Genomic DNA, 26998 nt, shown 5'->3' with positions numbered 1-26998 from the left:
TGGAACCATGCTGAAGGCCTGGCTTTACCGGACCTCGCTGAAGAAAAGAATATGGCTGTCGTTTACCGCACTGACGGTCTTTTGCATCTCTATTACCGGCCTGTGGGCCTACTCGATTGCTTCGCGGGCTATGGAGCGCAACTCCATCGACCTGAACCGCAATGTGCTGAACCAGTCGGTCAACGTGCTGGACCAGAAGCTGAAGCAGATTATTGTGGCTTCCTCCACCATGATGCTGAGTGAAGCGTACAAGCAGACCATAAGGGACATACAAGCGCATAACACAGACCGGTTTTTCGCCAATTTCTCCTTGCTGCAAGGCCCCTTTACACAGGCGGAGCTAACGGAGAACTCCATTGAATCTATACTGATCAGTACGCCGGACGGGGATTTCTATTCCGCCGGCAATCTGCGCAGAACAGCGACTCCATTTATGGAGTCTTTGCTGTATAAGCGGATCAAGGACAATCCGGAATCCAACTGGGTGGAGAGCCATCAGGACGAGCTGTTCGCCGGAAAACATCAGGTCATTTCCCTGCTGCTTCAGCCGCTTACGGAGAATTATGTGCCGGATGTCTTTTTGACCGTCAATGTAAAGGAGGACATCCTGGAGGATACGGTCAGCGGGGGCGCGAGCCTCGGCAGCGCAAAGTTTCTGCTGATCAACAAGACGGGGGCAAGTGTCTTCGGAGACAAGGAACGGCCGGAATGGTCACGCTCGGCGGCATTTATGGACAAGCTGCTTGAAGCAAAAAGCGGCAATTTCGAGTATTCCGCCGGCGGCGGGCCGATGCTGGTCAGCTATGCCGAATCACGGTATGCAGACGACTGGCTGCTGGTCAGCTACCAGTCGAAGAAGGAGCTGCTCCAGCCTGTGCGCAGCATCCAGTGGCTGGTGCTGATGATCATGGCTGTCTGTATTGTGATCGCGCTGCTGCTGGCGAGATACTTGTCGGCACTGCTGCTTGGGCCGCTGCTGAAGCTGCAGAAGACGATGTCGCGGGTGGAGCAGGAGGATCTCGGCGCCCGTTTCCAGAGTCCGTTTCAGGATGAGATCGGGGAAGCAGGCCGCAAATTCAACCAGATGCTGGACCGGATCGGTGAGCTGATTCTTGAAGTCAAGGATACAGAAAAAGAAAAGCGGAAAGCGGAGATCAAGGCGTTGCAGGCGCAGATTGAGCCCCATTTTTTATATAACACACTGAATACAATCTTCTGGAAATGTGAAATGGATGAATATGAGGATGTGAAGCAGATGGTGATTTCTCTGTCCGCCCTGTTCCGGCTGGGGCTGAACAACGGGCAGGAAATTACGACTCTGGGCAGGGAGCTGGAGCATGTCCGCCAGTACCTGAACCTCCAGCAGCAATGCTACGAGGGACTGTTCGAATATACGATAACCGCAGGGCCGGAGCTGCTGGAGCTTCCCGTGCTGAAGATTATCATTCAGCCCCTCGTGGAGAATTCGATTCTTCATGGGCTGAAGGAGCTGCGGAACGGGGGGAGGATTCGGATCTCCGTGGCAGCGGAGGCGCACAATCTTGTAATCCGGGTAACCGACAACGGGGCGGGCATGGATGCGGAGAAGCTGAATGCCCGGCTGAAGGAGCCTGTCGGCAGCGGAGGGTACGCCCTGTCCAATATTTGCAGCCGGTTGCAGCTGTATTACGGCAAGGAGGCCGGATTAACCTTCTGCAGCCGTCCGCTTATCGAAACCGAAGCGGTTCTCTCATTTCCAATGGAAGGTGGAGTTTATCCTGAACCACACTGAGCCTATTAAAATATGTATTGTTGACGATATCCCGGCCGTTGTCCGGGGCTTGTCGCAGCGAATCCCCTGGGAGGAGCACGGCATTGTAGTTGCAGCAACAGCGGCTAACGGAGAAGAAGGGCTAATGCAGATCCGCAAGCACCGGCCTGATATTGTGTTGACCGACATCCGCATGCCGTTTACCGATGGACTGGAGATGATGCGGATTATTCAGGCGGAGCAGCCGGACATCAAACTGATCTTCCTGACGGGCTACTCCGATTTCACATATGCCCAGGAAGCGGTGAAGCTCGGGGCCTTTGACCTGATCGTCAAGCCTTTTACCAAGCCTCAGGTGCTTGAATCGGTTCTGAAGGCCAAAGAGATGCTGGAGCGGGAACGCTCCCAGGCCGAACAGATGCGGGGGATGGAGCAGAAGCTGCGGGAGAGCATGCCTTATTTGCGCCAGGAGTACATGCGTCTGCTGATCCGCTATGGCAGCAGGCAGCAGCACCTCAGCCAGCAGTGGGATTTCTATGCCATTACAATGAACAGCCGCGACTTTTGTGTGCTGGTGGCGGAAATAGACTTTTTTGCAGAGCGCACGGCCGCCCTGCCAGTATCTGAAGTAGAGCTGATCCGTTTTGCGGTGCAGAATATTCTGGAAGAGACGGTTGCTGCCTATACGCAAGGCCTCGTCTTCCGCGAACATGTCAATCAATTCGTCATCGTCATGAATCCCCCGGCGGAGCTGGATGCGGAGCAGCTCGCGGAGAAATGCCGGGAGAACGTATGCCGTCATACATACCAGACGGTGTCGATCGGACTCGGCGGGGAGGTCGAAGAGGCCGGCCAGCTGTCCGTATCCTACGCCCAGGCGTTGTCTGCGCTGGCAAACACGTTTCTGACCGGCGGGAACAGCGTATACCGTTATGTGGAATCACTGGAGGGGGATGCCGCCCTGCCCCGGTACTCTTACGACAAAGAGAAGGAGCTGCTCTACTGCCTGCGTTCGGCCAATCTGGCCAAAGCGGAGGAGCAGCTAGGCGACATCTGGAATGAATGGCTGAGCGCTCCCGCCCTGCCCGGTCCGGCTATCGTCAAGACGATGTGTCTTGAACTGGCCCATTCCATCCACCGGGTCTTTTCCGACAAGGCTTCGGACTCGGAGGTCAAGACGCTGGAGAAAAAGCTGGCCGACATGAACGGAGCCGCCTCCTTTGAGGAGCTGCGCAGGCAGATCCGGGAATTTTGCCGCCAGGGCTGTGCGTACGTGCAAATCCGCCAGTCCAGCGATGCGCGTGTACTGGTGGAGCGGGCCATCGCCCATATCAATGGAAATCTGCACCGCAACCTTTCCGTAGCTGATTGTGCCAGAGAGGTTCATCTCAGCCCGAGTTATTTCTCCAATCTGTTCAAAAAGGAGATAGGAATGACGCTCGCCCAATACATTATCAGCCGCAGAATGGAAAAGGCCAAGGAACTGGTGCTGGAAGGCATGCAGGTTCAGGATATCGCCGTCTCGCTGGGCTATGAGGACCGCCCCTATTTTACTGAACTCTTCAAAAAATATACCGGCATGACCCCTACCGACTTCCGCTCCAAATACGCTTCGGTCACGCAGCGCGGAAACAGTGATTTCGTCTCCCATGAATAGTTGTTTTCTCCTTCACTTAGAATCGGGCGGACATTCTATAATTTTTATATGAAATGAATGCGATTACAAAAAGAAAAGGGAGGCAATTTAGATGAAAAGAAATAAGTGGATGCTGACTGGAGTTTCGCTGCTGCTGGCCGGTTCGCTGGCCGCGTGCTCCTCGTCCAATACAAATACGGAGGCGGAGGGCAACAATACAGCCGCTGAGAAAACAAAGCTGGTCTACTGGACCATCGACCGTCATGATTCTGACTTTATAGAGCAGAAAATCAGTGAGTATGAGGGCCTCAATCCCGATGTCGATATTGAAATGAAAGTGATGGCCGAGAACTACGCCCAGTCGGTGGATATTGCCTTCTCCAGTAAACAAGCACCGGATATTCTGCGTGTGGATACGGGGAACGTGCCAACCTGGGTGAAGAAAGGCTACCTGGAGTCCTTCGACAGTTATATTACACCGGAAATGAAAAGCCGGTTCGAGAAGGTGCTCATTAATGAGAAGAATACCGTGGACGGCAAAATCTACACCCTGCCGAATATCGGCCAGTTCTGGCGCCTGATCTATAACGTAGATCTGTTCGAGAAGGCCGGCATTACCGAGCCGCCGACCACGCTGGCGGAAATGGTGGAGGATGCCAAGAAGATTACAGAGGTGGGTAAAGCCAGCGGTGCTTATGGCTTCGCCGGAAATTTCAAAAGCGCAAGCGGCTTTGAACGTATCGCTTATCCGATCACGACCCTCAGCAAAACTGCAGGTACAGAGGGCTTCAATTTCCAGACTGGCCAGTTCGACTTCAGCATGTATAAGGAAGCACTTGAAGCCCTGCGGCAGATCACGATGGACGGAAGCATGATGCCGGGTTCGGAATCGCTGGATATTGACCCGCTGCGCGCGCAATTCGCCCAGGGTAAAATCGGGATGTATTTCAACCATTCTGTCGAACCTAGCGTCTACAAAACCCAGTTCCCGACCGATATCCGCTGGGCCGCAGCGCTTCCTCCGACAGTGGACGGCAAGCAAAACGGTGCCAGTCAGGTTATCTCCGGCAGCTACCTGGCGATGAGCAAGGATTCGGAGCAGAAGGAAGCGGCATGGAAATTCATCGAGTGGATGTACAGCGATGAGGTACAGATTGCCTATCAGGAAGGCGGATACGGGGTTTCGGTTATTCCTTCCGTTGCTGCTGCAGCCAAAGCTCCGGATATTCCGGGAATCGAGAACTTCCTGCCAACGAAATTTGATGCCATCTATCCGGCAACTCCGCTGGTAACTACCGAAGGACGCCTGGAAGGAACGAAGAAAGTCGATGTCTTCAACAAATATATTTTTGACGGCGGAGATTTGGACAAGGAGCTTCAGGATCTGAATACCCGCTATAATGCAGCACTGGAAAAAGCCAAAGCAGCGGGTGACACCACGATTGAAGCGCAGCCGGACTTCAGCGCAGCCAGCCTGCAGGGAAGCCTGTCCAGCAAATAAAACGCATACGCAGCATACAGACCGCAGGCCGAGCCTGCGGTCTGTATGCGTACATAGGGAATATGGTCCCGATGCGCCTGCCGGTGATGTGCGGCCCCCGGGTGTTTTGTAGTATGATATTAAAGAACGAAAGGGGGCCGCATACCTTGGCGACGGATATTAAAGACCGTATCAATCTGAAGGAAATCAACTGCGAGAAGGAGCTTACGCTTGCCGTTATCGGCGGTAAATGGAAGCTGATCATCTTATGGCACTTGGGCCTAGAAGGAACCAAACGTTTCAGTGAGCTGAAGAAGCTTATTCCTCATATTACGCAAAAAATGCTGACCAATCAGCTTCGTGAGCTGGAGGAAGACCAGCTTGTGCTGAGAAAGGTGTATGCTGAGGTCCCGCCGAGAGTAGAATACTCTTTGACGGAATACGGGCAAAGCCTGCTGCCTGTACTGCGTATGATGTACGATTGGGGCAAAAACTACGGAAATAATGTCATCTGGAAGGATATACCTGAGGAAGATAGATAACGTTCGTTAGCAATAGATCGCAGACTGCGGTCCAAGCTGCAAGTGTGGAGCCAGTAGCGCTAAGTATATAACGGAGGGAAATCAAAGATGTCTACAGATTATAGTCCACTGCTGGAATCCTACCGGTTCGAAAATGGGATTTCATTAAAAAATCGTGTCATTATGGCACCGATGACCAACTTTTCTTCTAATGAGGACGGTACGGTATCCGGACCGGAATTGCAATATTATGCCCGCCGCTCCAAAGGTGCGGGACTGGTGATTACGGCCTGTGTATATGTGACGCGGGGCGGTAAAGGATTTGCCGGCGAATTCGGTGCAGACCGTGATGAACTGATTCCAAGCCTCCGCGAGTTGGCTGAAGCAATCAAGGGTGCAGGCGCGAAGGCAGTTCTGCAGATCTTCCACGGTGGCCGCCAGTGTCCTCCTGAGCTGCTTCCGGATGGCCAGGCGGTCAGCGCGAGCAATGTTCCGGCTGAGCTGCCTCGGGGCGGTCATGGTCCTGTTCCTCGTGCGCTGAGCGAAGAAGAAATTACCGGTATTATTGCCGACTTCGGCGCGGCTACACGCCGGGCCATCGAGGCCGGCTTCGACGGCGTGGAGATTCATGGCGCGAACGGCTATTTATTGCAGCAATTCTTCTCCCCGCATTCCAACACACGCGAAGACCGCTGGGGCGGCAGCCTGGAGAACCGGCTGGCTTTCCCGCTCGCCGTGCTGCGTGAGGTCAAACATGCGGTGAAGGAGCATGCTTCGTCGCCGTTTCTGGTCGGCTACCGCTTCTCACCCGAGGAGCCGGAAACACCGGGAATTACGATGGCCGAGACCTTTGCGCTGATTGATGCGCTGAAGGAGGAGGGGCTGGACTATCTGCATGTTTCGCAGCAGGATCTGTGGTCCAAGCCTCACCGCGGCACGGACGACAGCCGTCCACGGATTGAGCAGATTGTGGACCGTGCAGGAGATGATGTTCCGGTTATTGGTGTCGGCTCCCTGTATAAGGCCGATGATGCGCTGAAGAGCCTGGAGACCGGAATCAGCCTGGTAGCCCTGGGCCGCCCGCTGCTGATTGATCCGGACTGGGTGCAGAAGGTTGCCGAAGGGCGAGCTGCTGGCATTAAGACGGAGCTTGATCCTTCAGCCCAGGCGGAGCTTGTAATACCGGACCCGCTATGGGGCGCATTAATCCATACGCCGGGCTGGATGCCGATCAAAGCCTAAATCCGATCCAGCGGAGCGTTGGCGCGGTAAAACTTCCGCCTGCGGATTAATTGGGGCAGCCGCCGCTCCGTTTGGTTTGGTTCGTCTCAGACGGAGCCGTTACAGCTAAGTTAGAGGTGTTGCCACGGCCGCGGACCGGGGAGACCTTATTTTCTCTATAGAGTGCATTTTGCGGGACTAACGGACCGTAGCGCACTTATTACCGTTTCGGCAGCCGGATTTCAGGCCAATACCCGTGCATAAGTGCATTGGAGTCCGATAGCTTGCCGGAATGATGCTCCAGTCGAAAATAAGAGCTGCTGGGTCCGTTGCGTGCCCGGGGTCTTTTCTGACAGCGGGGGAACGATTTCCAGAAAATCCGCGTCCCATACTGATTGCTGTCCGGCTGCCGCCGGAAGCTCTCACCAAGCAAAAACCCTCTGACTCCCGTATTGCGGCGGTCAGAGGGTTTTTATTTCTGCACAGTTTGCGCAGATAATAAAATCGGACAAGCCGCAGGAGCTTCACTACCTGCGCAAAGAGGCCTGCCCGGTCAGAGCAATTGCTCTTGACCGGGCAGGCCGAATTGTTGCAGCGGGTTGTGCAGCCGCAAGGGGAAACCCTCGGCTATGCCTTTTGCTCAAACAGCTTGGCAATCTCAACGATAACCTGGACGGACTTCAGCATAACATCTACAGAAGCGTACTCGAATTTGCCGTGGAAATTTTCGCCCCCGGTAAAAATGTTCGGAGTCGGGAGTCCCATGTAGGAGAGCTGTGAACCGTCTGTCCCGCCGCGGATCGGGCGAATGACCGGTGTTATGCCGAGGTTCTCCATCGCTTCGTGGGCAATATCGACGATATGGCGGACCGGCTCGATTTTTTCACGCATATTATAATATTGGTCATTCAATTCCAGCACAATGTTCTCATCGCCATAAGTGGATTTGAATTCATCTACAATCGCAGAAATATTCGCTTTGCGGTTCTCGAACTGGGTGCGGTCAAAGTCGCGGATAATGTAATGCAGCTTGCTGTGCTCCGCCGATCCCTGCATGGAGATTAAATGGTAGAACCCTTCATAGCCGTCCGTAAATTCAGGAGCCTCGCCGGATGGCAGCCGGAGGTGGAAGGCCATGGCGATTTTGGACGAATGGATCATTTTGCCTTTTGCAGTGCCGGGATGCACGTTGACGCCTTTGAAGCTGATTTTGGCGGCAGCAGCATTAAAGCTCTCATATTCCAGTTCTCCCAGAGGCCCTCCATCAACGGTGTAAGCATAGGAAGCGCCGAAGGCGGCGACATCGAATTTATGCGGCCCGCGTCCGATTTCCTCATCGGGGGTGAAGGCGACTCGAATCTTGCCATGCTTAATTTCCGGATGCTCCAGAAGATACGCCATCGCGGTCATAATCTCGGCGATTCCGGCCTTGTTGTCTGCTCCCAGCAGCGTTGTGCCGTCTGTCGTAATCAGGGTATGTCCCTTATACCCGGGCAGCTCAGGGAAACTCTCCGTGGAGAGGACCACATTCAGCGCCTTGTTCAGCACAATGTCGTTCCCGTCATAATTCTCGACAATTTGCGGTTTCACACCGGAGCCGGTGAAATCTGTCGCGGTATCCAAATGCGCGAGGAAGCCGATCGTCGGAACCTCCTTGTCGCTGTTGGCGGGAAGGGTAGCCATGACATAACCATGCTCGTCCACCGTAACCTCGGCAAGTCCTAGTTCGCCGAGCTCATCAACGAGCTTGCGGGCCAGCACCATTTGCCCCGGAGTGGAAGGACAGGTGTCACTGTCTTCATCCGATTGGGTATCCATCTCAGCATAAGACACAAAACGTTTGATCAGCTCTTCTTTCAAAATGGTTCAGCTCCTCTTTTTCTTCCAGTCGTATGTCTATATTATCACTTTCTATACAAGGTCTCATCCTTTGGTGGTGGCGTGCATATGTTATTCCGCTTCATGGGACAGCGGCTCCTGCCGGAGCAATGACGCTGAGAGCAGGTAACGTTCAGGCGCCGAACCGACGTAGGAGAAAGGATAGCAGGTGATCAAGGTGAGCACCGGTGTATCACTCTGCTTAATCGCCCCCCGTTCATCGCCGTCTACAATGAGACTGCCGGTAACTTCATAAATGAATTTTCCTTCGGCGGTCTCCAGCTCGATCAGATCATGGACTTCCAGATTGCCAAGGCCGCGAAACACTGTATCGCGATGGCCGGCCAGCACGCTGTTGCCGATGGCGCCAATCGCTGCGCTCCCTTCATAATGCCCTGCGCCTTTTTTTAATTGGGGGCGCCCGGTTCCTTCCAGAATCGCTACCCGTTTATCGAGCCTCGGAAAATAAATCTCTCCAATAACCTCGCCCCCGGTATAATCGGTTCTGGCAATGTTTTTCTCTCCAGAGAGGTTGACCATTCCTGCGGGCAGCGGAGTTTCTTCTTCCGGCACCTGGAGACTGACGGCTTCCTCCCTCTTTTTGTCCCAATCGTTTAGGGCATGCCGGGCTTCAGCGGGTGCTTTTAAGATCTGCACTACGGAATAGATCAGCACACACAAAGAGAGTATGAAGAATAGCTTCACGGCAATGGATAGCCCGGAACGCTTCTTCATACTCTCACCTCCAACCTTTGGCTTAATCAGCTTATTTTTTCGAATTCAGTCTGCGAAGTACGATAATACTGAGTATGGCAACGGCCAAACTGATCAGAATCAGGTTATACCAAGGTTCTGCTGTATCCGGCAATTTGTCGCCCTCTCCCGGTCCGGAGAGCGGAATCTCATCATCATCTATAATGACGTCGTCGCTTGGTGCCGGAGACGGTGTCGGCGTGGCCGAGACTTGCGGTGTTCCATTGTCGGTGCCGCCCATTGGCACAGGTTCATCCGTTACAGTCACTACAGCGGTTCCCGCTGAAGCTGTCACGGCTGGTGATCCGGTTGGAGCCGACGAAGTTCCCGGTGTGGCAGTAATGCCTGGGGACGTTGTCGGCCCGCTGCTAGGTGCGCTTGTAGGATTACCCGACGGCTCCGTTGAAGCGGAGGCGGCTGGTGTCGCGCCAGGATCAGTGGTTGGACCCGGTGTCACGGTAGCACTTGCTGTCGGACTAGGATTACTGGTTGGACCCGGTGTCGCGGTAGCGGCCGGTGTTGCGCTAGGTTCAGCTGTTGGATCTGGTGAGGCTGAAGCGGAGAAGATGAAGTCGATGCTTGTTGTCTTCCCCTGATATTCATTTCCCGCTCCCAGCGGAAAGGACACATCCATCTGGAGCACTTCCTGTGAGCCTCCGGTAAGTGTACCTATGGCTACCCTGCCTTCTGCCTCGCTCATCACTCCTGAATAGAGGATTACTCCCTCTTTTTGCAGGGTCATTTGCAGTATATTGTACAATTCCTCGTCTCCGGAGGTGAATTTAAAATCAACAAAATAATTAAACCGTTCATGACCCTCATTGATCACCGTATAATCTGAGGTCGTTGCGTCGCCCGGCTGCATATTGCTCATAATCTCGGTGCTCGTCGTATGGGAATTGACCCGGAGCTTAATCGTCTCTTCTGCGCTTACACCCCCGGCATGCCAGATGACACCTGCCAGAATGATCAGAATGTAGGCGCCTATAAAGCCGGCCTGAACTCTCTTCTTCACTTTCCACGCTCCTTTCTACCGGAAAGTAATCCTGCCCTCAGCGTCCTCTCGACAAATCCTTACTTTAACCCTGATGTTTCTTCAACTTTTGTCATAAAAAGTGGTTTTATGGAGAACTACTACATAATAAGGCGACAGTGTCCTGAAAACAGTGATCAGAGTTTTATAGCCATATGTATGTTCGTTATAACGAATATCTACAGTATAATTAAAATTGTAAATAAAGAAAAACGAAATAAAACATATTTATTGGCTAAAATCATTCAATTCAAGGATAAAATAACCGGTTATCGTTTAATTACTTCGATTTACTCATTATTTATCCATATTATTGTTAATGATAGCGTTTTATAAAGAACGATTCGTGATGAGTATACAAAAAAACAAGGCGGTTACAAGGAAGGGAAGCCGATGCTTTCCTTCCTAATAATCGCCTTGCTTAGTTATGTGCCGGATTGCGGGATTTAGTTCTCCTTAAAAAGCTGGGCTATTAGCTCATAGGAATGCAACTGGGCCGAATGGTCGAAAATTTGCGATGCGATGATGAACTCATCGGCATCGGTCTCTTCAACAATCTGCAGAAGCCGTTCTTGCAGAGCAGAGGGATCACCCGCTATAGAGTAATTCTGCTTGTTCTGCAGAATGGCTTTTTCCTGCATGGACCAGAGGCCATCCATGCTGTCTACCGGAGGCTGGAGCATGCCGGTGCGTCCACGGATGATGTTCAGGAATTGCTGCTGCTGAGAGGTGGCAAGTCTTCGGGCTTCCACTAGAGTGTCAGCGGCGGTAGCTCCAAGCCCGACCATAACATGAGGCTTGGATAGGGCAGCCGATGGCTTGAAGCTGCTGCGGTACAGTTGCAGGGCAGGCAGCAGATAATCCGGTGCAAAGTGGCTGGCAAAAGCGAAGGGCAAGCCTAGCTGCCCCGCCAGTTGGGCGCTGAAGCCGCTCGAACCCAGCAGCCAGATCGGAATGTTCAGGCCTTCGCCGGGAACAGCGCGCACTCCGAGTGGCCGCGAGCCTGCGCCGTTTGGATCAAAGTAAGCCCGGAGCTCGCTCAGCTGCTCTGGGAATTCGCTGCCGTCGCTGCCCAGGCCGCGCCGCAGCGCTCTGGAGGCTGCCTGGTCAGAGCCCGGAGCTCTTCCCAGCCCCAGATCTATGCGCCCAGGATACAGGGACTCCAGTGTGCCGAATTGCTCCGCAATCATGAGCGGCGCATGGTTAGAGAGCATGATGCCTCCAGAGCCCACGCGGATACTGCGTGTACCAGCGGCCACATGACTGATAACAAGCGAAGTGGCGGAGCTGGCGATGCCAGTCATATTATGATGTTCCGCCAGCCAGTAGCGTTTATAGCCCCACTCTTCGGCATGACGGGCCAAATCCAGTGTGTTATGAAATGAATCCGCTGCTGTACTGCCCTCTTTGATCGGAGCGAGATCCAGCACGGAGATGGGAATGTCCCGCAGTTGCTTCACTTTAATCCCTCCAGTAATGATGCTTTAAGCATCTTATAGCAGTATTTACAGCTATGAAATGAACTACCCGATAATTATAACATGAAATAATATTATTTACACACTTTAAGTAAGCGTTGAAGCAAGCAAACTAAAGTGAGAATGGATGGTCTGGGCTCTGATGGAACTGCAAAAACGGCTGTAGCCTATGGGCACAGCCGTTTCTGCAGTGTTGTACTGATTCGGGGATGAGCTTAATGAGCCTGCGCCGCTGCTGCGGCCAATTTATCAATGTCTGCAGCAGGGACTTCCATGAATGAAGAGACAATGGTCCGCTGATCCTCAAGCGCCGGTACGCCGGTGAATCCCACTTTGTAGATTATGCCTTCATCCTGCCAGAAATAACTGAGGAAATCCGGCTCGGTAGGCTTGCTGAGCTCTCCGTCGATTTTGTAAGGTTCCGTAACCAGCACCTCTTGTCCATTTACATGAGCGGCGGTAAGGGGAACGGCAAACTTTTCTCCGTCAATCCGGTAAAAAAAGACTTGTCCTTCCTGTTTGAAGGTTTCATATAAGCCTTGATTCTGCATTTGCAAAAAGGTGACATCAGGATTGGAGTATGCTGTCCAAAACACTGTTCGGGACATTCCCAGTCCGTCTAGAGGATAACTGAATTCAATGCTTGAGGTGAGCGTGGCCGTATGCATGGCAAAGCCGGACTCTTCCATAGGGAACTTGGGCACAAAGCCCATAATATCGGCAGCCATCCGTAAATCCTTCACATCAATGACATCTACATTAAAAAACTTTTTATTCACGAAGCTGCGTTTCATTTGTTCATCCGGATATTTGATGGAGGCCAGGAGTGATGCGATTTCTTGCTGTGATAGGGTACCGCTGCCTATATATAGTTTATAAACAATCCCATCCCGCTCCCAAATATAGAATAATTTCTGTACATGCTGATTGACATGCACATTGACATAGATTGTGTCTATTCCGCCAATGGTAGTGGGTTTCCGGTCAACCGGAAGAGGTGTCCCGCCGTCGCCGCGCGAGGATTCACTAAGTTCAACAGCCGTATAAATCTGCTCAACGCTGCTATCCTTGTAAGCTTCCAGCGAAAATTGCCCGGTGTGGGTATCCCCGTCGTACCGTACATAAGTGAGAGTAACTTGTTCAATCTCGTTATCCTCTGAGTTCGCAGTAGCAGCTTGAGGCGGAGTGACCGCAAGGTAAGCCCTCTCCAGAATGAAATCCGGGGGCAGCACGGACGGAGCCTGGAAGGCAAAACCCGCTTCCTCCACGGCTCTGTCCAAGCGATTATAATTTCTATTCTTGTACAGATTGATTAAATCATCGTTAACGGCTGTGTCGTTATTTTTTGAATCGCTGGAGGCATTCGTTAGTGTCACCACGCTCAGCAGAACCAGGAGCAGCACGGCTGCCGCTGATATCCGGTACGAGCCTTTTTTAAATGAGCGGATCATAGAAACCCTCCTTGTAATCTGCTGACGGTGCTGCGATCCGAAGAAATAAAGCACTTCGCGGTCGGTCCGTCCTTTAGAAAACTGCTTGAGAAATTCAACGAGCGTTAATCCGTATGCCGCAGCTTCTTCTTCTCCCAGCACATCCAATACGTGTGCGTCACAGGCCAGCTCCCGGTCGGTTTTCATTTTGTACAGTCCTAGCCAAGCTAAAGGATTGGGCCAATGAATAGCCGCGGCCGCACTGCCCAGCAGATTCCACAGGGTATCGCGGCGTTTATAGTGAGCAAGCTCATGGGCCAGAATGTGCAGCAGCTGCGGTGACGTTAACTCCTGAAGCGCCAGTTCCGGGACGTATATCCAAGGACGGAACACGCCGCTCAGGAAAGGGCTTTTGGCCGAGGAGCCGGTGTAGAGCGGGATCTTTCTTTTCACTCTGAACCGGTTCAGAGCGTCCTCAAGCACCGCAATTGGCCGGGGATCAGTAACCCGTCTCAGCCGCTTCCGCCCGCGGAGCTGCCTGCTCATGATGCCAAGTCCGTTCAGGAAAAGAAAGACTGCACCGCCGAACCAGATTATTGCAGCGGCCTTCAGCCAGGGAGAGTAGATACCTGCCGCACTGGAATGTCGGACTCCCGGCGCCTGCCCGTCTGCTTGTTGTAGGTGTCCTGCATTAATGGTGTCTCCGGTTCCGGTAGTGCCTGATTGCGGATCAGAATCAGAGTCCAGCCCCTGATTGCTTGGAGCAGCAGCTTGCAGATTCGGCAATGGATCAGCGGCCTGTCCCGTGAGCGCGCTCTTTATTCCTTCTCCATACTGAAGCACATGGAACATGCTGAGCGGACTGTCCGGGATCACCGGAAGCAGCATTCGGATAATGACCAGCAGCCACAGCAGGTAACGGACCCTGGCGCTGATGACCTTTTGCAGGATGGCATGAATTGCGATTACAACCAGAATCACCAGGCTCGCGGCTAATGTATCATCCAGGAAATCGACAAACAGGCTGTAGATCACATTCATTCCTGTGTACCTGAATCTTTGTGTGCTCCTTGTGCTTTCTTCTCCTGGAGCAACCGTTCCAACTGCTCAATTTCCTGGGCGGATAACGTAACCTCTTCCAAGAAGTTGGTGACCATCAGGTTGGCGGCTCCCCCGAAGACCCGCTTCAGAAAAGACTGGCTTTCTGCTTGTACACATTCCCGCTCGGAGAGCAGCGGATAATAAAGATAACTACGCCCGGATTTCTCGAAGCCAATGGCTTTCTTCTTAAGCAGCCGTGTGATAAAGGTGCGTACCGTCTGATCGCTCCATTCAATAGACCCCGGCAGGTGCTGGACAATTTGTTCAGCTGTAACCGGATGGTTGCCCCAGATGACTTTCATGATCTCCCATTCAGCCTCTGAAATTTTGGGGATGCTCTTCATATAATCGACTCCTCGCAGTTTCATGAATATTCAATCTACAAATGTAGTTTTAATCTCCTGGTTGATATTACACTTGTAGATCTAAATTGTCAAACGCAGAAAACCCCCGTTCTGCTTGCTTACAGCAGAGCGGGGGTTAGCGTTTGGCAGGTGCCGTAAATTACATTGCATCCTGATCGCGGAAGATTATCCGCGGGGTAGTTGCAATTTGTACAACTAAAAATTCATTGCTTTGGATTTTACGCATACTCAAGTTGTAGCGCCTTCCTCCAGCTCAACCGGCAATATGTATTCTGCGCGGACGGCACCGCCGTGGACCTGCTGAATGATCAAATCAACGGCAAGTTTGCCCATATCTTCAATGGGCTGGCGGATGGTGCTGAGCGGCAGAGCCAGCAGGCTTCGCAGGGCAATGCCGTCATATCCTACAATCCGCACATCCTCAGGCACCCGCAATCCCCGCTCCCGGCAAGCCTTAAGCGCATAAGCTGCAATCAAATCGCTGCCTGCAAAGATGCCGTCCACATCGGGCTGTTCGTTGAACAGCTGCACAAGCAGCCGCTCATAAGCTCCGACATCAAAGCTGTTGTTATCCGTATGCAGCAAGGTGTGCGGGAGGTTATGCTGCCGGGCGGTATCCGCAAAGGCCTCGGATCTTAGCACAGACAGGATATTTAGCTCAGGATGCCCACCGATATGGGCGAGCCTGCGGCAGCCTTTATTAATCAATAAGGTAGTAGCCAGCACCCCGCCCCGATAGTTATCGGAGCAGACATAAGGGATTTCCGGCGATATTCTGCGGTCAAAGGTGACGAGCGGCAGATTCATTTGCCGGTAGGCTTCAACTTCCAGGGTGTGGCTGCCCATAATAATGCCGTCGACCCGGCTTGCGCGAAGCATATCAATATATTCGAGTTCTTTATGTTTGTCCTGCTGCGAGTTGCAGAGCAGCAGCTTATAGCCGTTCCGGTAGGCATGCTCCTCGATATGGCTGGTCAATTCCCCGAAGAACGGATGAGAGACATGAGGGATGATCAGCCCGATAATATTTGATTTGGAGCGGCTGAGCGAGCGGGCGAGTTCGTTTGGCCGGTAATTGAGGTCATTCATCGCGCTGTAGACCTTTTTCTTCAGATCCTCGCTTAAGTACCCCCTGTTGTTCAGCACCCGGGAGACGGTTGTCACCGAAACGCCTGCCCTCAGCGCAACGTCTTTAATTGTAGGCATGTGGAACCTCCTGTCTTGGCGGGTCTTTGCACACTCATTCTAACTTGGATGCAAGGGACTGTCCATGAAGGGATGAACCTTCTATTTATGTTTCAAAAATTAGACTTTCCCCATATAATAAGAAGAAAAACGTCATAAATTGTAATTAATTTTATTTACTATATAGATTGAACTTGAGAATGTACATTTAGGGAAAAGTGGCGGAGGGGAATTTTGGAACTGGAGGAGCGATAGCGTCCGCCTTTAGGTTTGGATTTCTACCGCAGTTTGCGGTTGAATTCAGGAAATCCAAACCTAACAGCGGCCGGAAGTCCAAACATTCTCTGTAGTCACGGCCAATCCCAAAATAGAAGAATTATAAGTTCAGTCTATATATTTACTCTATTAAGCTTATAAGTAAATAGCAAAGCCCAATCATGATGGTTCCATACGCTTTTAATAGAAATTGTCGAATTTACCCGTTTCTGATTTTGGGAACTTTGGGATAGATGAATGGGAGTGTGCTAATGGGCAAGGGGAAAATTCAGCGCAGGTTACGGTATGGCTTGTTTTTGCTTTTATTTATGATGCTCAGCACGGCACTGTATCAGCCGGTGTCCGCCAGCAGCGAAGAACGGCGCCCTCAGAATGTGCTTGTCCTGCATTCCTATCAGAAGGGCTTTGCCTGGACGGATGACCAGGGTGCAGGCATTGAAGAGCAGCTCAAAGGAGCAGCCGATCCGCCGGTTATCTACACCGAGTATTTGGACTGGAAACGATTCCCCAGCAATGACAACCTCGAGCACTTCTACCAGATGATCAAGTTCAAATACCAAGCTCTTCATATCGATGCGATTATCGTTACGGATGATGCCGCTTTGAACTTCGCCATTCAGTACCGCAAGGAAATCCTGAGCGATGCACCCATCATATTCAGCGGCATTAATCAGTTAGGTATGGACAGTATAGCGGACAAGCGCAACATCACCGGAGTCATCGAAGAGATCGATTCTACAGAAACGATACGAATGGCGCTGGAGATCAATCCATCGATCCGTAAGGTGTACATTGTATTCGACAATTCTGAAAGCGGGCTCTCCACTGGTAAAATGGTCAGTGACCAGATTCTGTCTCTGGAGCGGGGACTCCAGATCATCCCGATGAACAGTCTCTCCAATGAACAAATCATAGATCAAGTATCCACCCTTTCATCAGACAGCATGGTTCTCATGACTACATACTACAGTGATACAACGGGAAGAATTACTGAATTTGACCGGTTCTCAAGCGAGCTTAGCGAGAGCAGCAGTGTGCCGGTATATCATATTTATGATTTTAGCCTGAATCACGGGGCCTTTGGCGGAAATCTGATTAGCGGCAAAATCCAGGGACAAACTGCAGCCAGCCTGGCTCTGCGGATTCTGGAAGGAGAAAATGCGGGAGAGATCCCTATTGTCTCGGACAGCTCCGTGCGAAAGGTTGTTGACTATAAGGAATTGCAGCGTTTCAACGTTTCCCTGAAGCAGCTGCCGGAAGGCAGCGAAGTCATCAACAAGCCCTTTTCCTTCTATCAATCCTATAAAAAGCTTGTACTGAGCATTGTCGCGGCATTCGCTGTTCTGCTGGCCTTTATTCTTATCCTCCTATTCTACGTGCAATTGGTCAAGCGAATCCGAAGCAACCTGGAAAAAAGCAATGAACGCTTCAGTTTGGCTGCCTATGGTTCGGATGCGGTAATCTGGGATGTGGACATGACCACGATGATCTACTACTTCTCGGACAGCTGGTATGAGCTGCTCGGCTATGAACTGGAAGAAGTGGACGAGAGCCATGGAGGGTGGAGAACTCTTATCCATCCAGAGGACGCAGAACATGAGAACCGCCTGCGCACTGAGCATCTGCAAGGCAAAAGTTCCTACTATTACTGCGAATACCGGATGCGGAGCAAATCAGGCGAATATAAATGGTTTCAGGCCCGGGGCAAGATGCTGCGCAACGCAGACGGAGGTTTTGTCCGTTTTGCCGGCTCCATGGTTGATGTTACGGACCTCAAAGGCTATGAGAGCAAGCTCCAAATGAGCTACCAGGAACTGGAGTCGACCTATGAGGAGCTTACGGCACTGCAGGATGAGCTGCTGGAGCAATATAACAAATTGGTCGAGAATCAGGCACTGCTGCAGACCAGCGAAGAGAAATACCGGCTGCTGGCCTATAACGATGTCTTAAGCGGTCTGCCGAACCGGCTGTCCCTTTCTGAGGAACTGCAGAAGTTTATCAAAGAACACGCTGGAGGGCACGCAGCCTTGTTCTTTCTGGATATTGATAATTTCAAATATATTAATGATACGATGGGCCACACCTTTGGCGACGAGCTGCTGGTCAAGGTCGGCGAACGGCTGCTGGGCTTATCGGACGGACGCAGCAAGCATTTCCGTTTCGGGGGCGACGAGTTTGTGATTCTGTTCGAGAATATCGAGGGATCGGATGAGGTCATCTCCTATGCACAAGCGCTTGTGCAGGGTTTCAAGGAGCCCTTCCAGCTGAATGCCAGCGTTGTTCACATCTCAACTAGTATTGGTATTGCCCAGTATCCGGAGAATGGGATCAATGCTGAAGAGCTTTTGAAAAATGCCGATATTGCCATGTATAAAGCGAAGGAAGCCGGCAAAGGAACGTATGTATTATACGGACAGGCGATGCAGCAGCATTTTGACGAACGGATGATCATTGAGAAGCATTTGAGAAATGCTATCTCCAATAATGAGCTTTCGCTTCATTATCAGCCCCTGGTGGACACCGCCTCAGGCGGAATCTGGGGCTTCGAGGCTCTGATCCGCTGGAACAGTCCGGTGCTTGGTTTTGTATCGCCGCTTTCGTTCATCAAAATCGCTGAAGACTGCCGGTTGATTGTCCCGATAGGTGAATGGGTGCTGCGGGCGGCCTGCCGGTTCATTAAAGAGCTCCATGCAGAAGGTTATGAGGGCTATCATATCTCGGTGAATATTTCGGTGATCCAGCTGATGCTGGATGATTTCACCGATATGGTGCTGGGCATTCTCAAGGAGACCGGATTGCCGCCGGAATATTTGGAGCTGGAGATTACCGAGTCGATCTTCATGGAATCCTTCGAAGCGATCAGTTCCAAGCTGGAATCGCTGAAAACACGGGGAATCGGCATTGCCCTGGATGACTTCGGAACAGGATATTCCTCGCTTAGCTATTTGAAGCAGCTGCCGATCACTACGCTGAAGATTGATAAGTCGTTTATTGACAGCATTGATACACCGAACAATATGTCACTGGCCCGGTCCATCGTAACCATCGGTCATGATATGGGGCTGAAGGTGACCGCAGAAGGGGTGGAAACCCGGGAGCAGCTGGCCTTTCTGGAGCGTACAAGCTGTGACAAGATCCAGGGCTACTTCATCAGCAGACCCATACCGGAAAAAGAGGTGGCCAGTTGGGTGGAGGGCAGGAGGGCGGGATAATGGAGCGAAGGATACCGGTCCCCGAACAGGGCGGTATCCTTTTCTGCTGTCTTTTGCTAATCGCTGCACTCTATTTCAGCAATCTCCGTGCCAGCTTAACCTTATTGCCGTATGGCGGATAGACAACCCCGAGGTCAAGCTTGGTCCCTCTTTTCACAATGCTCTTGCTGTGGGAAAAGAGATCAAAGCTATGCCTGCCGTGATATCCGCCGATGCCGGAGCCTCCCACTCCTCCAAATGGCAGATGTGCGCTGGCTACATGGGTAATCGTATCATTGATGCAGCCTCCGCCGAATGAAACTCTGGCCAGCACCTCCTGTTCCGCCTGTTTGTCTTCGGTGAACAGATAGAGGGCGAGCGGTTTGGGGCGCTCATTGATGCTGCGGATGGCTTCGTCCAGCCGGGTATATTCCATAATGGGAAGTACAGGCCCAAAAATCTCGTCCTCCATGGCCGCATCCTTCCAATCCGCAGGATAGAGCAGTGTAGGTTCTATGTATAGATCCTCCGGCACAACGGTGCCGCCCATAATGACCTTCGATTGGTCCCGCTGAATCATTCCGGCAATTCTGCGCAGCTGGCGTTCATTCACAATCCGCCCGTAATCCGGATTCTGCTGCGCATCCTGGCCGTAGAACTCTTGAATATAACGTTTCATTAAGGAGATCAGCTGGGATGCCACATCGCTGTGGACAAGCAGATAATCCGGGGCAATACAGGTCTGGCCCACATTGATGAGCTTACCCCAGACAATCCGTTTCGCTGCTATCTCCAGATTGGCGCTTTTATCGACAATGACCGGACTTTTACCGCCCAGCTCCAGTGTTACCGGCACCAGATTTTTGGCCGCGGCTTCCATGACTATTTTGCCGACAGGGACACTTCCGGTGAAGAAAATATAATCGAATTTGGCATGAATCAGCAGATTGGTGGCTTCTTTCTCACCCTGAATTACACGGATATAGGACGATTCGAAGGTTTCCCTGATCATATCCTCAATCACGGCGGTAATGGCCGGGGTACTCTCCGAGGGCTTCAGTACGGCGCAGTTGCCGGCGGCAATTGCCCCGATGAGCGGCTCGATCAGCAGCTGAAACGGATAATTAAAGGGGCCGATAATGAGCACGGTTCCGTATGGCTCGCTGAGGATCCGGCTTTTGGCCGGAAATATATGCAGCGGGGATTTGACCTTCACCGGCTTCATCCAACGCTTCAGATGCTTCATCATATATCCAATGCTGTCCAGTGTGAAGCCGATTTCCGTCGCATAGGCTTCAAATTCGCTCTTGCGCAGATCCTGATGCAAGGCCGCGATAATTTTCGACTCATTGCGGCGGATGGCATCTTTCAGCTTCTGCAGCTGGCGAAGCCGGAAGGCGGGCTCCTTCGTAGCCCCGCTGTGAAACCACTCACTGTGCTCGGCCAGCATCTGTTCAACGCTTTGGGCTGTCAACTCCGACATAAGTGAACCCTCCAATATATGATGTGTAGATATAGATGTGTTCGTGTATCCCCGAGAACAGCTTCCGGCAGGAATTACTTGTCCTGGCCGGGAGCCGAAGGGACGGTGCGGATGTAGTCGTTCATAGCCATCATATTCAGCAGCGTAATGCTGCTGCCTTTGAACTGAATCCAGCCGATATCGCGCAGATAACCCATTTCACGGGATAGTGACGGGCGGGCCGTATTCAAATGCTCCGCCCATTCTTTTCTGCTGAAGGGCAGCCGGATGACCTCGGAGGCTTGCTGAGCCGCTTGTTCCAGTAAAAAGCTGATCACCCGCCGCCGGAGAGGGCCGGCTGACAATATTTCGATCTTCCGGTTGACCAGCACCAGGCGCTCCGACAGATTCTCAATAAAACGTGTGAGCATGTCCGTGTCTGTGGTGAACAACCGGAGCAGCTCCTGCTTGCCGATAAACATGACGGAGCAGGGGCCTGTGGCTGTAACTGTAGCCGGAACTATATTTTCTCTGCGGAACAACACCGCTTCGCCAATGGTCTGTCCCTGATTTAGATGGGCAATGGTTACACTGCTGCCGGTAGGATGGGTTTTCTGAACCTCAATCCGTCCTTCCAGCACAATGCCGAGTTTGTCTGCAGTATCACCTTCCGCCAAGATCAGTGAATTCTTATGAAAGCTGCTTACGGTATATGTTATTTTTTGCAGCACCGCTTCGATTTCCTTTACGGTTTTCCCGCGGAACAGCAGGCAGGATTGCAGTACAGCGGGCTCCGGTTTCATAGCATTTCCTCCAAATTTATAGCATCTGGTAACATCCGTTACCGATTGTATGGCGAAAGTCTACTACAATTAGCCTTAACTGTAAAGGCGGGGCGAACGGAGTCCTGTATTGGTAGCCTATACCTATTAAAGGAGTGAACGTGCAATGAGTAATATGTTTTGTTTTCAATGTCAGGAAGCGGCTAAAGGATCGGGCTGTACGATTCAGGGAGTCTGCGGGAAAACTAGCGATGTGGCAAATCTTCAGGATCTGCTGATCTATACGCTGAAGGGTATTTCCATCTTTGCACGCCGGGGCCGGGAGCTTGGAATGACCGACTCTACCACGGAGAAATTTATTATAGAGGGTATGTTCGCTACAATAACCAATGCTAATTTCATGCCTGAAGCTTTCATTGCCAGAATCAAAGAGGGGTTGATCCTACGCGGCCAGTGGAGCAGTAAATTGCAGGCAGCCGGAGTAGAGGTTCCTTACGCCGGGCATGATGCGGCTCTTTGGACGGCAGACACCGATGAGGCACTGCAGGCGAAGGCGGAGACGGTAGGAGTTCTGTCCACGGAGAACGAGGATATCCGTTCCCTGCGTGAACTGCTGACCTACGGGCTGAAGGGAATGGCAGCGTATATGGAGCATGCCGCAGTGCTGGGCTATTACGAAGAAGGCGCACATGCTTTTATGGAAAAAGGTCTGGTGGCGACTCTGGATGATACACTCACGGCGGATGAACTGACTGCACTTGTGATGGAATGCGGCAAGCTGGGTGTAGATGTGATGGCTTTGCTCGACCGGGCCAATACAACAACTTACGGCAACCCGGAAATCACCAAGGTGAATATCGGTGTAGGGCAGAATCCGGGGATTCTGATCAGCGGGCATGACCTGAAGGATATGGAAGCGCTGCTGAAGCAGACCGAGGGCACCGGAGTGGATGTGTATACACACAGCGAGATGCTGCCGGCGCATTATTATCCTGCTTTTAAGAAATACAGCCATTTCGTGGGCAACTACGGCAATGCCTGGTGGAAGCAGGCGGAGGAATTTGAAAGCTTTAACGGACCGATTCTCATGACGACGAACTGCATTGTGCCGCCGAAGGAGAGTTATATCGGCCGTTTGTATACTACGGGCAATACCGGTTTCCCGGGAGTGCAGCATATTTCGGCGGATGCCAATGGAGCGAAGGACTTCTCGGCTATCATTGAACAGGCCAAAGGCTGTGCGGTTCCGGAAGAGATCGAAACCGGCGAGATTGTCGGCGGATTTGCCCACGCGGCCGTAATGAACGTAGCCGATCAGGTGGTTGAGGCCGTTCAGACCGGAGCTATCAAGCAGTTCTTCGTAATGGCCGGCTGTGACGGCCGGATGAAGAGCCGCAATTATTATACCGATTTCGCTGCCGAACTGCCGGGAGACACAGTGATTCTTACGGCAGGCTGTGCGAAGTACAAATATAATAAGCTTGCGCTTGGCGACATCGGCGGGATTCCGCGTGTGCTGGATGCCGGCCAATGCAATGATTCCTATTCGCTTGTCGTGATTGCCCTGAAGCTCAAGGAAGTATTCGGACTTGAGGATATTAACGATCTGCCTATCTCCTACAATATTGCCTGGTATGAGCAGAAGGCAGTAATTGTACTCTTGGCACTGCTGTATCTGGGTGTGAAGGATATTCACCTAGGACCTACGCTTCCGGCCTTCCTGTCGCCGAATGTTGCCAAGGTGCTGGTCGATACCTTCGGTATCAGCGGTATTACAACCGTACAAGAAGATATGGAGAAATTTATCGCAGCTGTATAACTGAATGGCCATTGTGCCATATAAAATAGGGGTACTTCTCATTGCTATGAGAAGTACCCCTATTCAGTTTATTATTCGAATACCTCCTATGGCAGGCGGTACACCGCGAACGGCTCGCCGCTGCGGAAGGTGCCGCTGGCCTGATCCAGCTTGTCCATGAGCTCAGCATCCGGCTGCAGGGCAACGCTTTGCAGATTCTGCTGCACCTGCTCCACGCGGGTGGCTCCGACAATCACCGTGGATACAGCCGGTTTGTTCATCAGCCAGGCCAGGGACAGCGCAGCCATAGAGGCGCCGGTTTCTTCGGCAATCCGCCCGACCCGGTTCCCCAGCTCAATCCGGCCGGGGGTAAGGAAGCGGCCGAAGTTTGGATCGGTTTCGGCTCTGGAGCCTTCCGGCGGTGCGCCGTCACCAGCATATTTGCCGGTAAGAATACCTCCGGCAAGCGGGAAGTAGGGGATAATCCCGAGCCCTTGATCCAGGCAGAGTGGAACCAGCTCGGCCTCCGGCGTCCGGTCAGCCAGAGAGTAGCTGCACTGAATCGAGGTATACTTGACCAGATTCCGCGCCTCGCTGATGCCCAGCGCCTTCATTAACTCCCAGGCCGCATAATTGGAGGCCCCGATATAGCGGACTTTACCCGCCGATACCATATCATCCAGGGTCCGCAGCGTCTCCTCCAGCGGTGTATAGGGATCAAAGGTATGGATCTGATATAAGTCTACATAATCGGTCTTCAGGCGGCGCAGGCTGCCTTCCAGCTCCAGCATCAGGTGATGGCGGGAAGAGCCGCTGCCGTTAGGGCCTTCGTGTCTCGGAAGACCTGCTTTCGTAGCAAGAACTGCACTTTGGCGTCTGCCCTCCAGCGCCAGTCCGATGATCCGCTCCGATTCGGTGCCGGCATAAATATTAGCGGTATCGATAAAATTAATGCCCTGATCGAGCGCGGCATGGACGATATCAATGGAGGTCTCCTGATCGGCTCTTTTGCCAAAGGAATTGGTCCCCAGACCCAGTGCGGAGACCTGCAGCCCGCTGTTACCCAAACGGTGATATTTCAAGTGGTTCACTCCTCTTGTTCAGCATAGTGGTGTATTTCGTCAAAGCACAGACAGATCTGCCCCGGAGAACAGCTGCAGTGCAGTGTCCATAAATAAGCGGACGGCAATCGAGGTCTCCTCCAGTGTATGGACGGCGAGATGGATATCCCGGTAAGCATCGGGGGCCAGCTCCTTTATGATCACATTCGGCGGTGGAGACAGCAGGGACAGCTGCGACATGACACCAATAGCCAGCCCCTCCTTAACCATATTGAGTGCGGTCATGTAGCTGTTCACTTCGTATTTCACATTTAGCTTGCTGCCTCCCCGATGGAACAAATCAACGACCGGAGGCTCATAACCTGCCCGGCAGATCAGCATCGGCTCGTCTTCCAGATCCTTGACACAGATGACATGCTTCTCACGGAGCGGATGGCCGCCAGGAAGCACTGCGTACAGTTTCTCCCGGTAGAGCGGAATCGTGGCAAATTCTTCTTGCGGCGGAATAATGAAGCCGACATCAATAAGCCGGGTCTCCAGCCATTCTTTAACCTCAGCAACCGAACCTTCATAGAGAACAATCTCAATCTCGGGATATTTCTCGGTAATGGAACGGATGATTTTGGGGACAAAATAAGCAGACGCCACCGGAAAGGCCCCAATGCGGATGAGTCCCTTCTCCAGGCCCTTCTCAGCGGAGATTTCCTGCTCAACCTTGTCAAACCCGTTTAGAATTTCCCGAAAAATAATCAGAACACGCTTACCGATATCAGTGAGCATCAGCCCGCTGCGCCGGTCGCGCAGCAGCAGCTTCACTGCAAGCTCAGACTCTAGCGCGGAGATGGCCCGGCTGACTGCAGGCTGGGTCATGTTCAGCGCCAGACCGGCTTTAGTGAAGCTGCCGCTCTCGGCAATTTTGACGAATAGGCGAATTTGATTGTTGTTCATATCGAATCTGGTATGCCCCTCATGAATATAATTCATTTCAATTATGACTGTGCTTATTGTATCATTTGGAATGAAAATAGAACAAGGGGTGATGAGATGCAGCAGCGGAAGAAAAACATTGCTTTGCTTATATTTCTGGTTATAGTCTGGGGGATCAATTGGCCGCTGTCCAAGATTGCTCTAGCCTACGCTCCGCCCTTGTTGTTTGCCGGAATCCGTACGGTTATTGCCGGAGTGATCCTCATTGTTGCTGCGCTTCCTAAAAGGAAGGCCCTTCAGTTCAGCAAGCTATGGCCGGTCTATCTGACCTCGGCCTTTCTCAGCATCGTTTTCTATTACGGGTTCCAGACGATCGGCCTGCAGTATATGCCCTCAGGGCTGTTCTCGGCCATTGTCTTTCTGCAGCCTGTGCTGCTCGGTATCTTTGCCTGGATCTGGCTGGGAGAGCGTATGTACGGAATGAAGATGTTCGGCTTGCTGCTTGGTTTTCTCGGGGTAGCTGCGCTCAGCATTGGCGGATTTACCGGAAGTATCTCCGCCTTGGGTGTAGGGCTTGCCCTGGCCAGCGCACTCAGCTGGGCCTTGGCGACCGTGTACACGAAACGAAATGCGGTGCGGGTAGATATGCTGTGGATGACGGCAATGCAGATCATGATCGGGGGCGTCATCTTGCTGGCTGCCGGTTCGGCTGTGGAGAGCTGGTCTGATATTACGTGGAACAGCGCCTTTATCGTGAACACGTTGTTCATTGCGGTGTTCGTCATTGCGCTGGGGTGGATGGTTTATTTCAAGCTGATCAATGAGGGAGAGGCCAGCAAGGTCGGTTCATTCACCTTCCTGATTCCGCTGATCTCGATCGGGTCAAGTGTAGTATTATTAAATGAGCGGATTACGCTGAATCTGGTAGTGGGTATGCTGCTGATCGTATGCAGCATTATTCTGGTGAATGTTAAGATAGGCCGGGCCGCACGGCGGCTGACAGGTTAAGACAGGGGGATAAGCATGTATATTCAGACGGATGGGCAAACGGCGCATGATAATTATAAGCTGCTGATCGGCAGCATTGTGCCCAGGCCGATTGCCTTTGTAACCTCGGTGGATGAAGCGGGAATCGTGAATGCCGCTCCGTTCAGCTTTTTTAATATTGTAAATGATGATCCGCCTATGGTCATGTTCTCCTGTGTCCGCAAAGCAGGCGGAGAAATGAAGCATACGCCGCGCAATATAGCGGCGAATAAGGAATTTGTGGTCCATATCGTCGATGAGGATAATATCGCTGCAGTCAACCATACCTCAATCAATGCACCCGGCGGAATCAGCGAACTTGAGCTGGCCGGGCTGACGGCGGTACCCGGACAAGCCGTCAAGGTCCCGCGCGTACAGGAATGTAAGATTGCGATGGAATGCCGGCTGGTGCAGCTTGTGGAGCTCGGACATTGCGATATGGTTATCGGCGAAGTGCTAGGCTTTCATGTAGAGGATGAGCTGGTTCATAACGGCCGAATTGATGTCGGCAAGCTGAAGCCGGTCAGCCGTCTGGCCGGCGCGTCTTATGCAGCAATTGGCCGGACGTTCGAGCTGGACAGACCTCAGTATGAATCTGTCACGGCCAATCCCAAAATAGAAGAATTATAAGTTCAATCTATATA

The 26998-nt window shown here is 52.2% G+C and carries 21 protein-coding genes; 9 read left to right on the top strand and 12 right to left on the bottom strand.

Going from position 1 to position 26998, the window contains the following annotated elements; genetic code table 11:
• Positions 1-7 precede the first annotated feature (7 nt).
• The 5 genes from NST99_RS31940 (at position 8) to NST99_RS31920 (ending at position 6629) form a co-directional block, all read left to right on the top strand.
• Positions 8-1771 (top strand): cache domain-containing sensor histidine kinase, encoded by a 1764-nt coding sequence (locus NST99_RS31940; protein ID WP_341097059.1) that lies wholly within the window; start codon positions 8-10, stop codon positions 1769-1771.
• Positions 1746-3407, top strand: coding sequence for a response regulator (locus NST99_RS31935; RefSeq protein ID WP_341097057.1), 1662 nt, complete (start codon positions 1746-1748; stop codon positions 3405-3407). The genes NST99_RS31940 and NST99_RS31935 overlap by 26 nt, the downstream gene beginning before the upstream one ends.
• A 91-nt stretch (positions 3408-3498) precedes the next feature.
• Positions 3499-4887, top strand: a complete 1389-nt coding sequence (locus NST99_RS31930) for an ABC transporter substrate-binding protein (RefSeq protein WP_341097055.1) — start codon at positions 3499-3501, stop codon at positions 4885-4887.
• Positions 4888-5033: 146 nt separating this feature from the next.
• Positions 5034-5408, top strand: coding sequence for a winged helix-turn-helix transcriptional regulator (locus NST99_RS31925; RefSeq protein ID WP_341097054.1), 375 nt, complete (start codon positions 5034-5036; stop codon positions 5406-5408).
• A gap of 87 nt (positions 5409-5495) precedes the next feature.
• Positions 5496-6629 (top strand): NADH-dependent flavin oxidoreductase, encoded by a 1134-nt coding sequence (locus NST99_RS31920; RefSeq protein WP_341097053.1) that lies wholly within the window; start codon positions 5496-5498, stop codon positions 6627-6629.
• Positions 6630-6828: 199 nt separating this feature from the next.
• On the opposite strand, the gene NST99_RS31915 is transcribed toward NST99_RS31920, so the two are convergent.
• The 8 genes from NST99_RS31915 to NST99_RS31880 form a co-directional block, all read right to left on the bottom strand.
• Positions 6829-7041 carry a hypothetical protein gene (locus NST99_RS31915; RefSeq protein ID WP_341097051.1) on the bottom strand — a complete coding sequence of 71 codons (213 nt, stop codon included), beginning with the start codon at positions 7039-7041 and terminating at the stop codon, positions 6829-6831.
• 194 nt (positions 7042-7235) lie between these two features.
• A complete protein-coding gene (gene pepT / locus NST99_RS31910) occupies positions 7236-8468 on the bottom strand; it encodes a peptidase T (protein WP_341097049.1) in 1233 nt (410 codons plus the stop codon).
• Positions 8469-8558: 90 nt separating this feature from the next.
• A complete protein-coding gene (locus NST99_RS31905; RefSeq protein WP_341097048.1) occupies positions 8559-9221 on the bottom strand; it encodes a class D sortase in 663 nt (220 codons plus the stop codon).
• Between the two features lie 31 nt (positions 9222-9252).
• Positions 9253-10254 carry a hypothetical protein gene (locus NST99_RS31900; RefSeq protein ID WP_341097047.1) on the bottom strand — a complete coding sequence of 334 codons (1002 nt, stop codon included), beginning with the start codon at positions 10252-10254 and terminating at the stop codon, positions 9253-9255.
• A gap of 464 nt (positions 10255-10718) precedes the next feature.
• Positions 10719-11732 carry an LLM class flavin-dependent oxidoreductase gene (locus tag NST99_RS31895; protein ID WP_081966042.1) on the bottom strand — a complete coding sequence of 338 codons (1014 nt, stop codon included), beginning with the start codon at positions 11730-11732 and terminating at the stop codon, positions 10719-10721.
• A 233-nt stretch (positions 11733-11965) separates the two neighbouring features.
• Positions 11966-14221 carry a M56 family metallopeptidase gene (locus tag NST99_RS31890; RefSeq protein WP_341097045.1) on the bottom strand — a complete coding sequence of 752 codons (2256 nt, stop codon included), beginning with the start codon at positions 14219-14221 and terminating at the stop codon, positions 11966-11968.
• Positions 14218-14625: a BlaI/MecI/CopY family transcriptional regulator gene (locus NST99_RS31885; protein WP_341097814.1), complete on the bottom strand. Its 408-nt coding sequence runs from the start codon at positions 14623-14625 to the stop codon at positions 14218-14220. The genes NST99_RS31890 and NST99_RS31885 overlap by 4 nt, the downstream gene beginning before the upstream one ends.
• 249 nt (positions 14626-14874) lie before the next feature.
• Positions 14875-15852 (bottom strand): LacI family DNA-binding transcriptional regulator, encoded by a 978-nt coding sequence (locus NST99_RS31880; RefSeq protein ID WP_341097042.1) that lies wholly within the window; start codon positions 15850-15852, stop codon positions 14875-14877.
• A gap of 506 nt (positions 15853-16358) precedes the next feature.
• On the opposite strand from NST99_RS31880, the gene NST99_RS31875 reads away from it, so the two are divergent.
• The gene (locus tag NST99_RS31875) at positions 16359-19319 is read left to right on the top strand and encodes an ABC transporter substrate binding protein (protein ID WP_341097040.1); all 2961 of its coding nucleotides are present in this window, start codon (positions 16359-16361) and stop codon (positions 19317-19319) included.
• Between the two features lie 70 nt (positions 19320-19389).
• Here NST99_RS31875 and NST99_RS31870 read toward each other — a convergent pair whose 3' ends face one another.
• Both NST99_RS31870 and NST99_RS31865 read right to left on the bottom strand, forming a co-directional pair.
• A complete protein-coding gene (locus tag NST99_RS31870; RefSeq protein WP_341097039.1) occupies positions 19390-20781 on the bottom strand; it encodes an aldehyde dehydrogenase in 1392 nt (463 codons plus the stop codon).
• A gap of 74 nt (positions 20782-20855) precedes the next feature.
• Complete coding sequence (locus NST99_RS31865) at positions 20856-21563, bottom strand: Crp/Fnr family transcriptional regulator (protein ID WP_341097036.1); 708 nt, start codon at positions 21561-21563, stop codon at positions 20856-20858.
• A gap of 145 nt (positions 21564-21708) precedes the next feature.
• On the opposite strand from NST99_RS31865, the gene hcp reads away from it, so the two are divergent.
• Positions 21709-23361, top strand: coding sequence for a hydroxylamine reductase (gene hcp, locus NST99_RS31860; RefSeq protein WP_341097033.1), 1653 nt, complete (start codon positions 21709-21711; stop codon positions 23359-23361).
• Positions 23362-23447: 86 nt separating this feature from the next.
• Here the strand turns inward: hcp and NST99_RS31855 are convergent, their stop codons facing one another.
• Positions 23448-24422 carry an aldo/keto reductase gene (locus tag NST99_RS31855; RefSeq protein WP_341097031.1) on the bottom strand — a complete coding sequence of 325 codons (975 nt, stop codon included), beginning with the start codon at positions 24420-24422 and terminating at the stop codon, positions 23448-23450.
• A gap of 39 nt (positions 24423-24461) precedes the next feature.
• Entirely contained in the window at positions 24462-25385 is a 924-nt protein-coding gene (locus NST99_RS31850; protein ID WP_341097029.1) for a LysR family transcriptional regulator, read from the bottom strand.
• A 60-nt stretch (positions 25386-25445) separates the two neighbouring features.
• On the opposite strand from NST99_RS31850, the gene NST99_RS31845 reads away from it, so the two are divergent.
• Both NST99_RS31845 and NST99_RS31840 read left to right on the top strand, forming a co-directional pair.
• A complete protein-coding gene (locus NST99_RS31845) occupies positions 25446-26336 on the top strand; it encodes a DMT family transporter (protein WP_341097027.1) in 891 nt (296 codons plus the stop codon).
• Positions 26337-26351: 15 nt separating this feature from the next.
• Positions 26352-26984, top strand: a complete 633-nt coding sequence (locus NST99_RS31840) for a flavin reductase family protein (protein WP_341097025.1) — start codon at positions 26352-26354, stop codon at positions 26982-26984.
• Positions 26985-26998: the final 14 nt, after the last annotated feature.

Source organism: Paenibacillus sp. FSL L8-0470, from assembly GCF_038008625.1.
Taxonomy (GTDB): domain Bacteria; phylum Bacillota; class Bacilli; order Paenibacillales; family Paenibacillaceae; genus Paenibacillus_AQ.
The sequence above is the reverse complement of the archived record's forward strand: the minus strand, read 5'-3'. Positions and strand labels throughout refer to the sequence as shown.

Bases quoted from the DNA above. Each gene is read 5' to 3' on its own strand.
- NST99_RS31940 (WP_341097059.1), top strand. From the start codon at position 8: ATGCTGAAGGCCTGGCTTTACCGGACCTCGCTGAAGAAAAGAATATGG.
- NST99_RS31930 (WP_341097055.1), top strand. From the start codon at position 3,499: ATGAAAAGAAATAAGTGGATGCTGACTGGAGTTTCGCTGCTGCTGGCC.
- NST99_RS31920 (WP_341097053.1), top strand. From the start codon at position 5,496: ATGTCTACAGATTATAGTCCACTGCTGGAATCCTACCGGTTCGAAAAT.
- NST99_RS31905 (WP_341097048.1), bottom strand. From the start codon at position 9,221: ATGAAGAAGCGTTCCGGGCTATCCATTGCCGTGAAGCTATTCTTCATA.
- NST99_RS31890 (WP_341097045.1), bottom strand. From the start codon at position 14,221: ATGAATGTGATCTACAGCCTGTTTGTCGATTTCCTGGATGATACATTA.
- NST99_RS31885 (WP_341097814.1), bottom strand. From the start codon at position 14,625: ATGAAGAGCATCCCCAAAATTTCAGAGGCTGAATGGGAGATCATGAAA.
- NST99_RS31880 (WP_341097042.1), bottom strand. From the start codon at position 15,852: ATGCCTACAATTAAAGACGTTGCGCTGAGGGCAGGCGTTTCGGTGACA.
- NST99_RS31875 (WP_341097040.1), top strand. From the start codon at position 16,359: ATGGGCAAGGGGAAAATTCAGCGCAGGTTACGGTATGGCTTGTTTTTG.
- NST99_RS31870 (WP_341097039.1), bottom strand. From the start codon at position 20,781: ATGTCGGAGTTGACAGCCCAAAGCGTTGAACAGATGCTGGCCGAGCAC.
- NST99_RS31865 (WP_341097036.1), bottom strand. From the start codon at position 21,563: ATGAAACCGGAGCCCGCTGTACTGCAATCCTGCCTGCTGTTCCGCGGG.
- hcp (WP_341097033.1), top strand. From the start codon at position 21,709: ATGAGTAATATGTTTTGTTTTCAATGTCAGGAAGCGGCTAAAGGATCG.
- NST99_RS31850 (WP_341097029.1), bottom strand. From the start codon at position 25,385: ATGAATTATATTCATGAGGGGCATACCAGATTCGATATGAACAACAAT.
- NST99_RS31845 (WP_341097027.1), top strand. From the start codon at position 25,446: ATGCAGCAGCGGAAGAAAAACATTGCTTTGCTTATATTTCTGGTTATA.
- NST99_RS31840 (WP_341097025.1), top strand. From the start codon at position 26,352: ATGTATATTCAGACGGATGGGCAAACGGCGCATGATAATTATAAGCTG.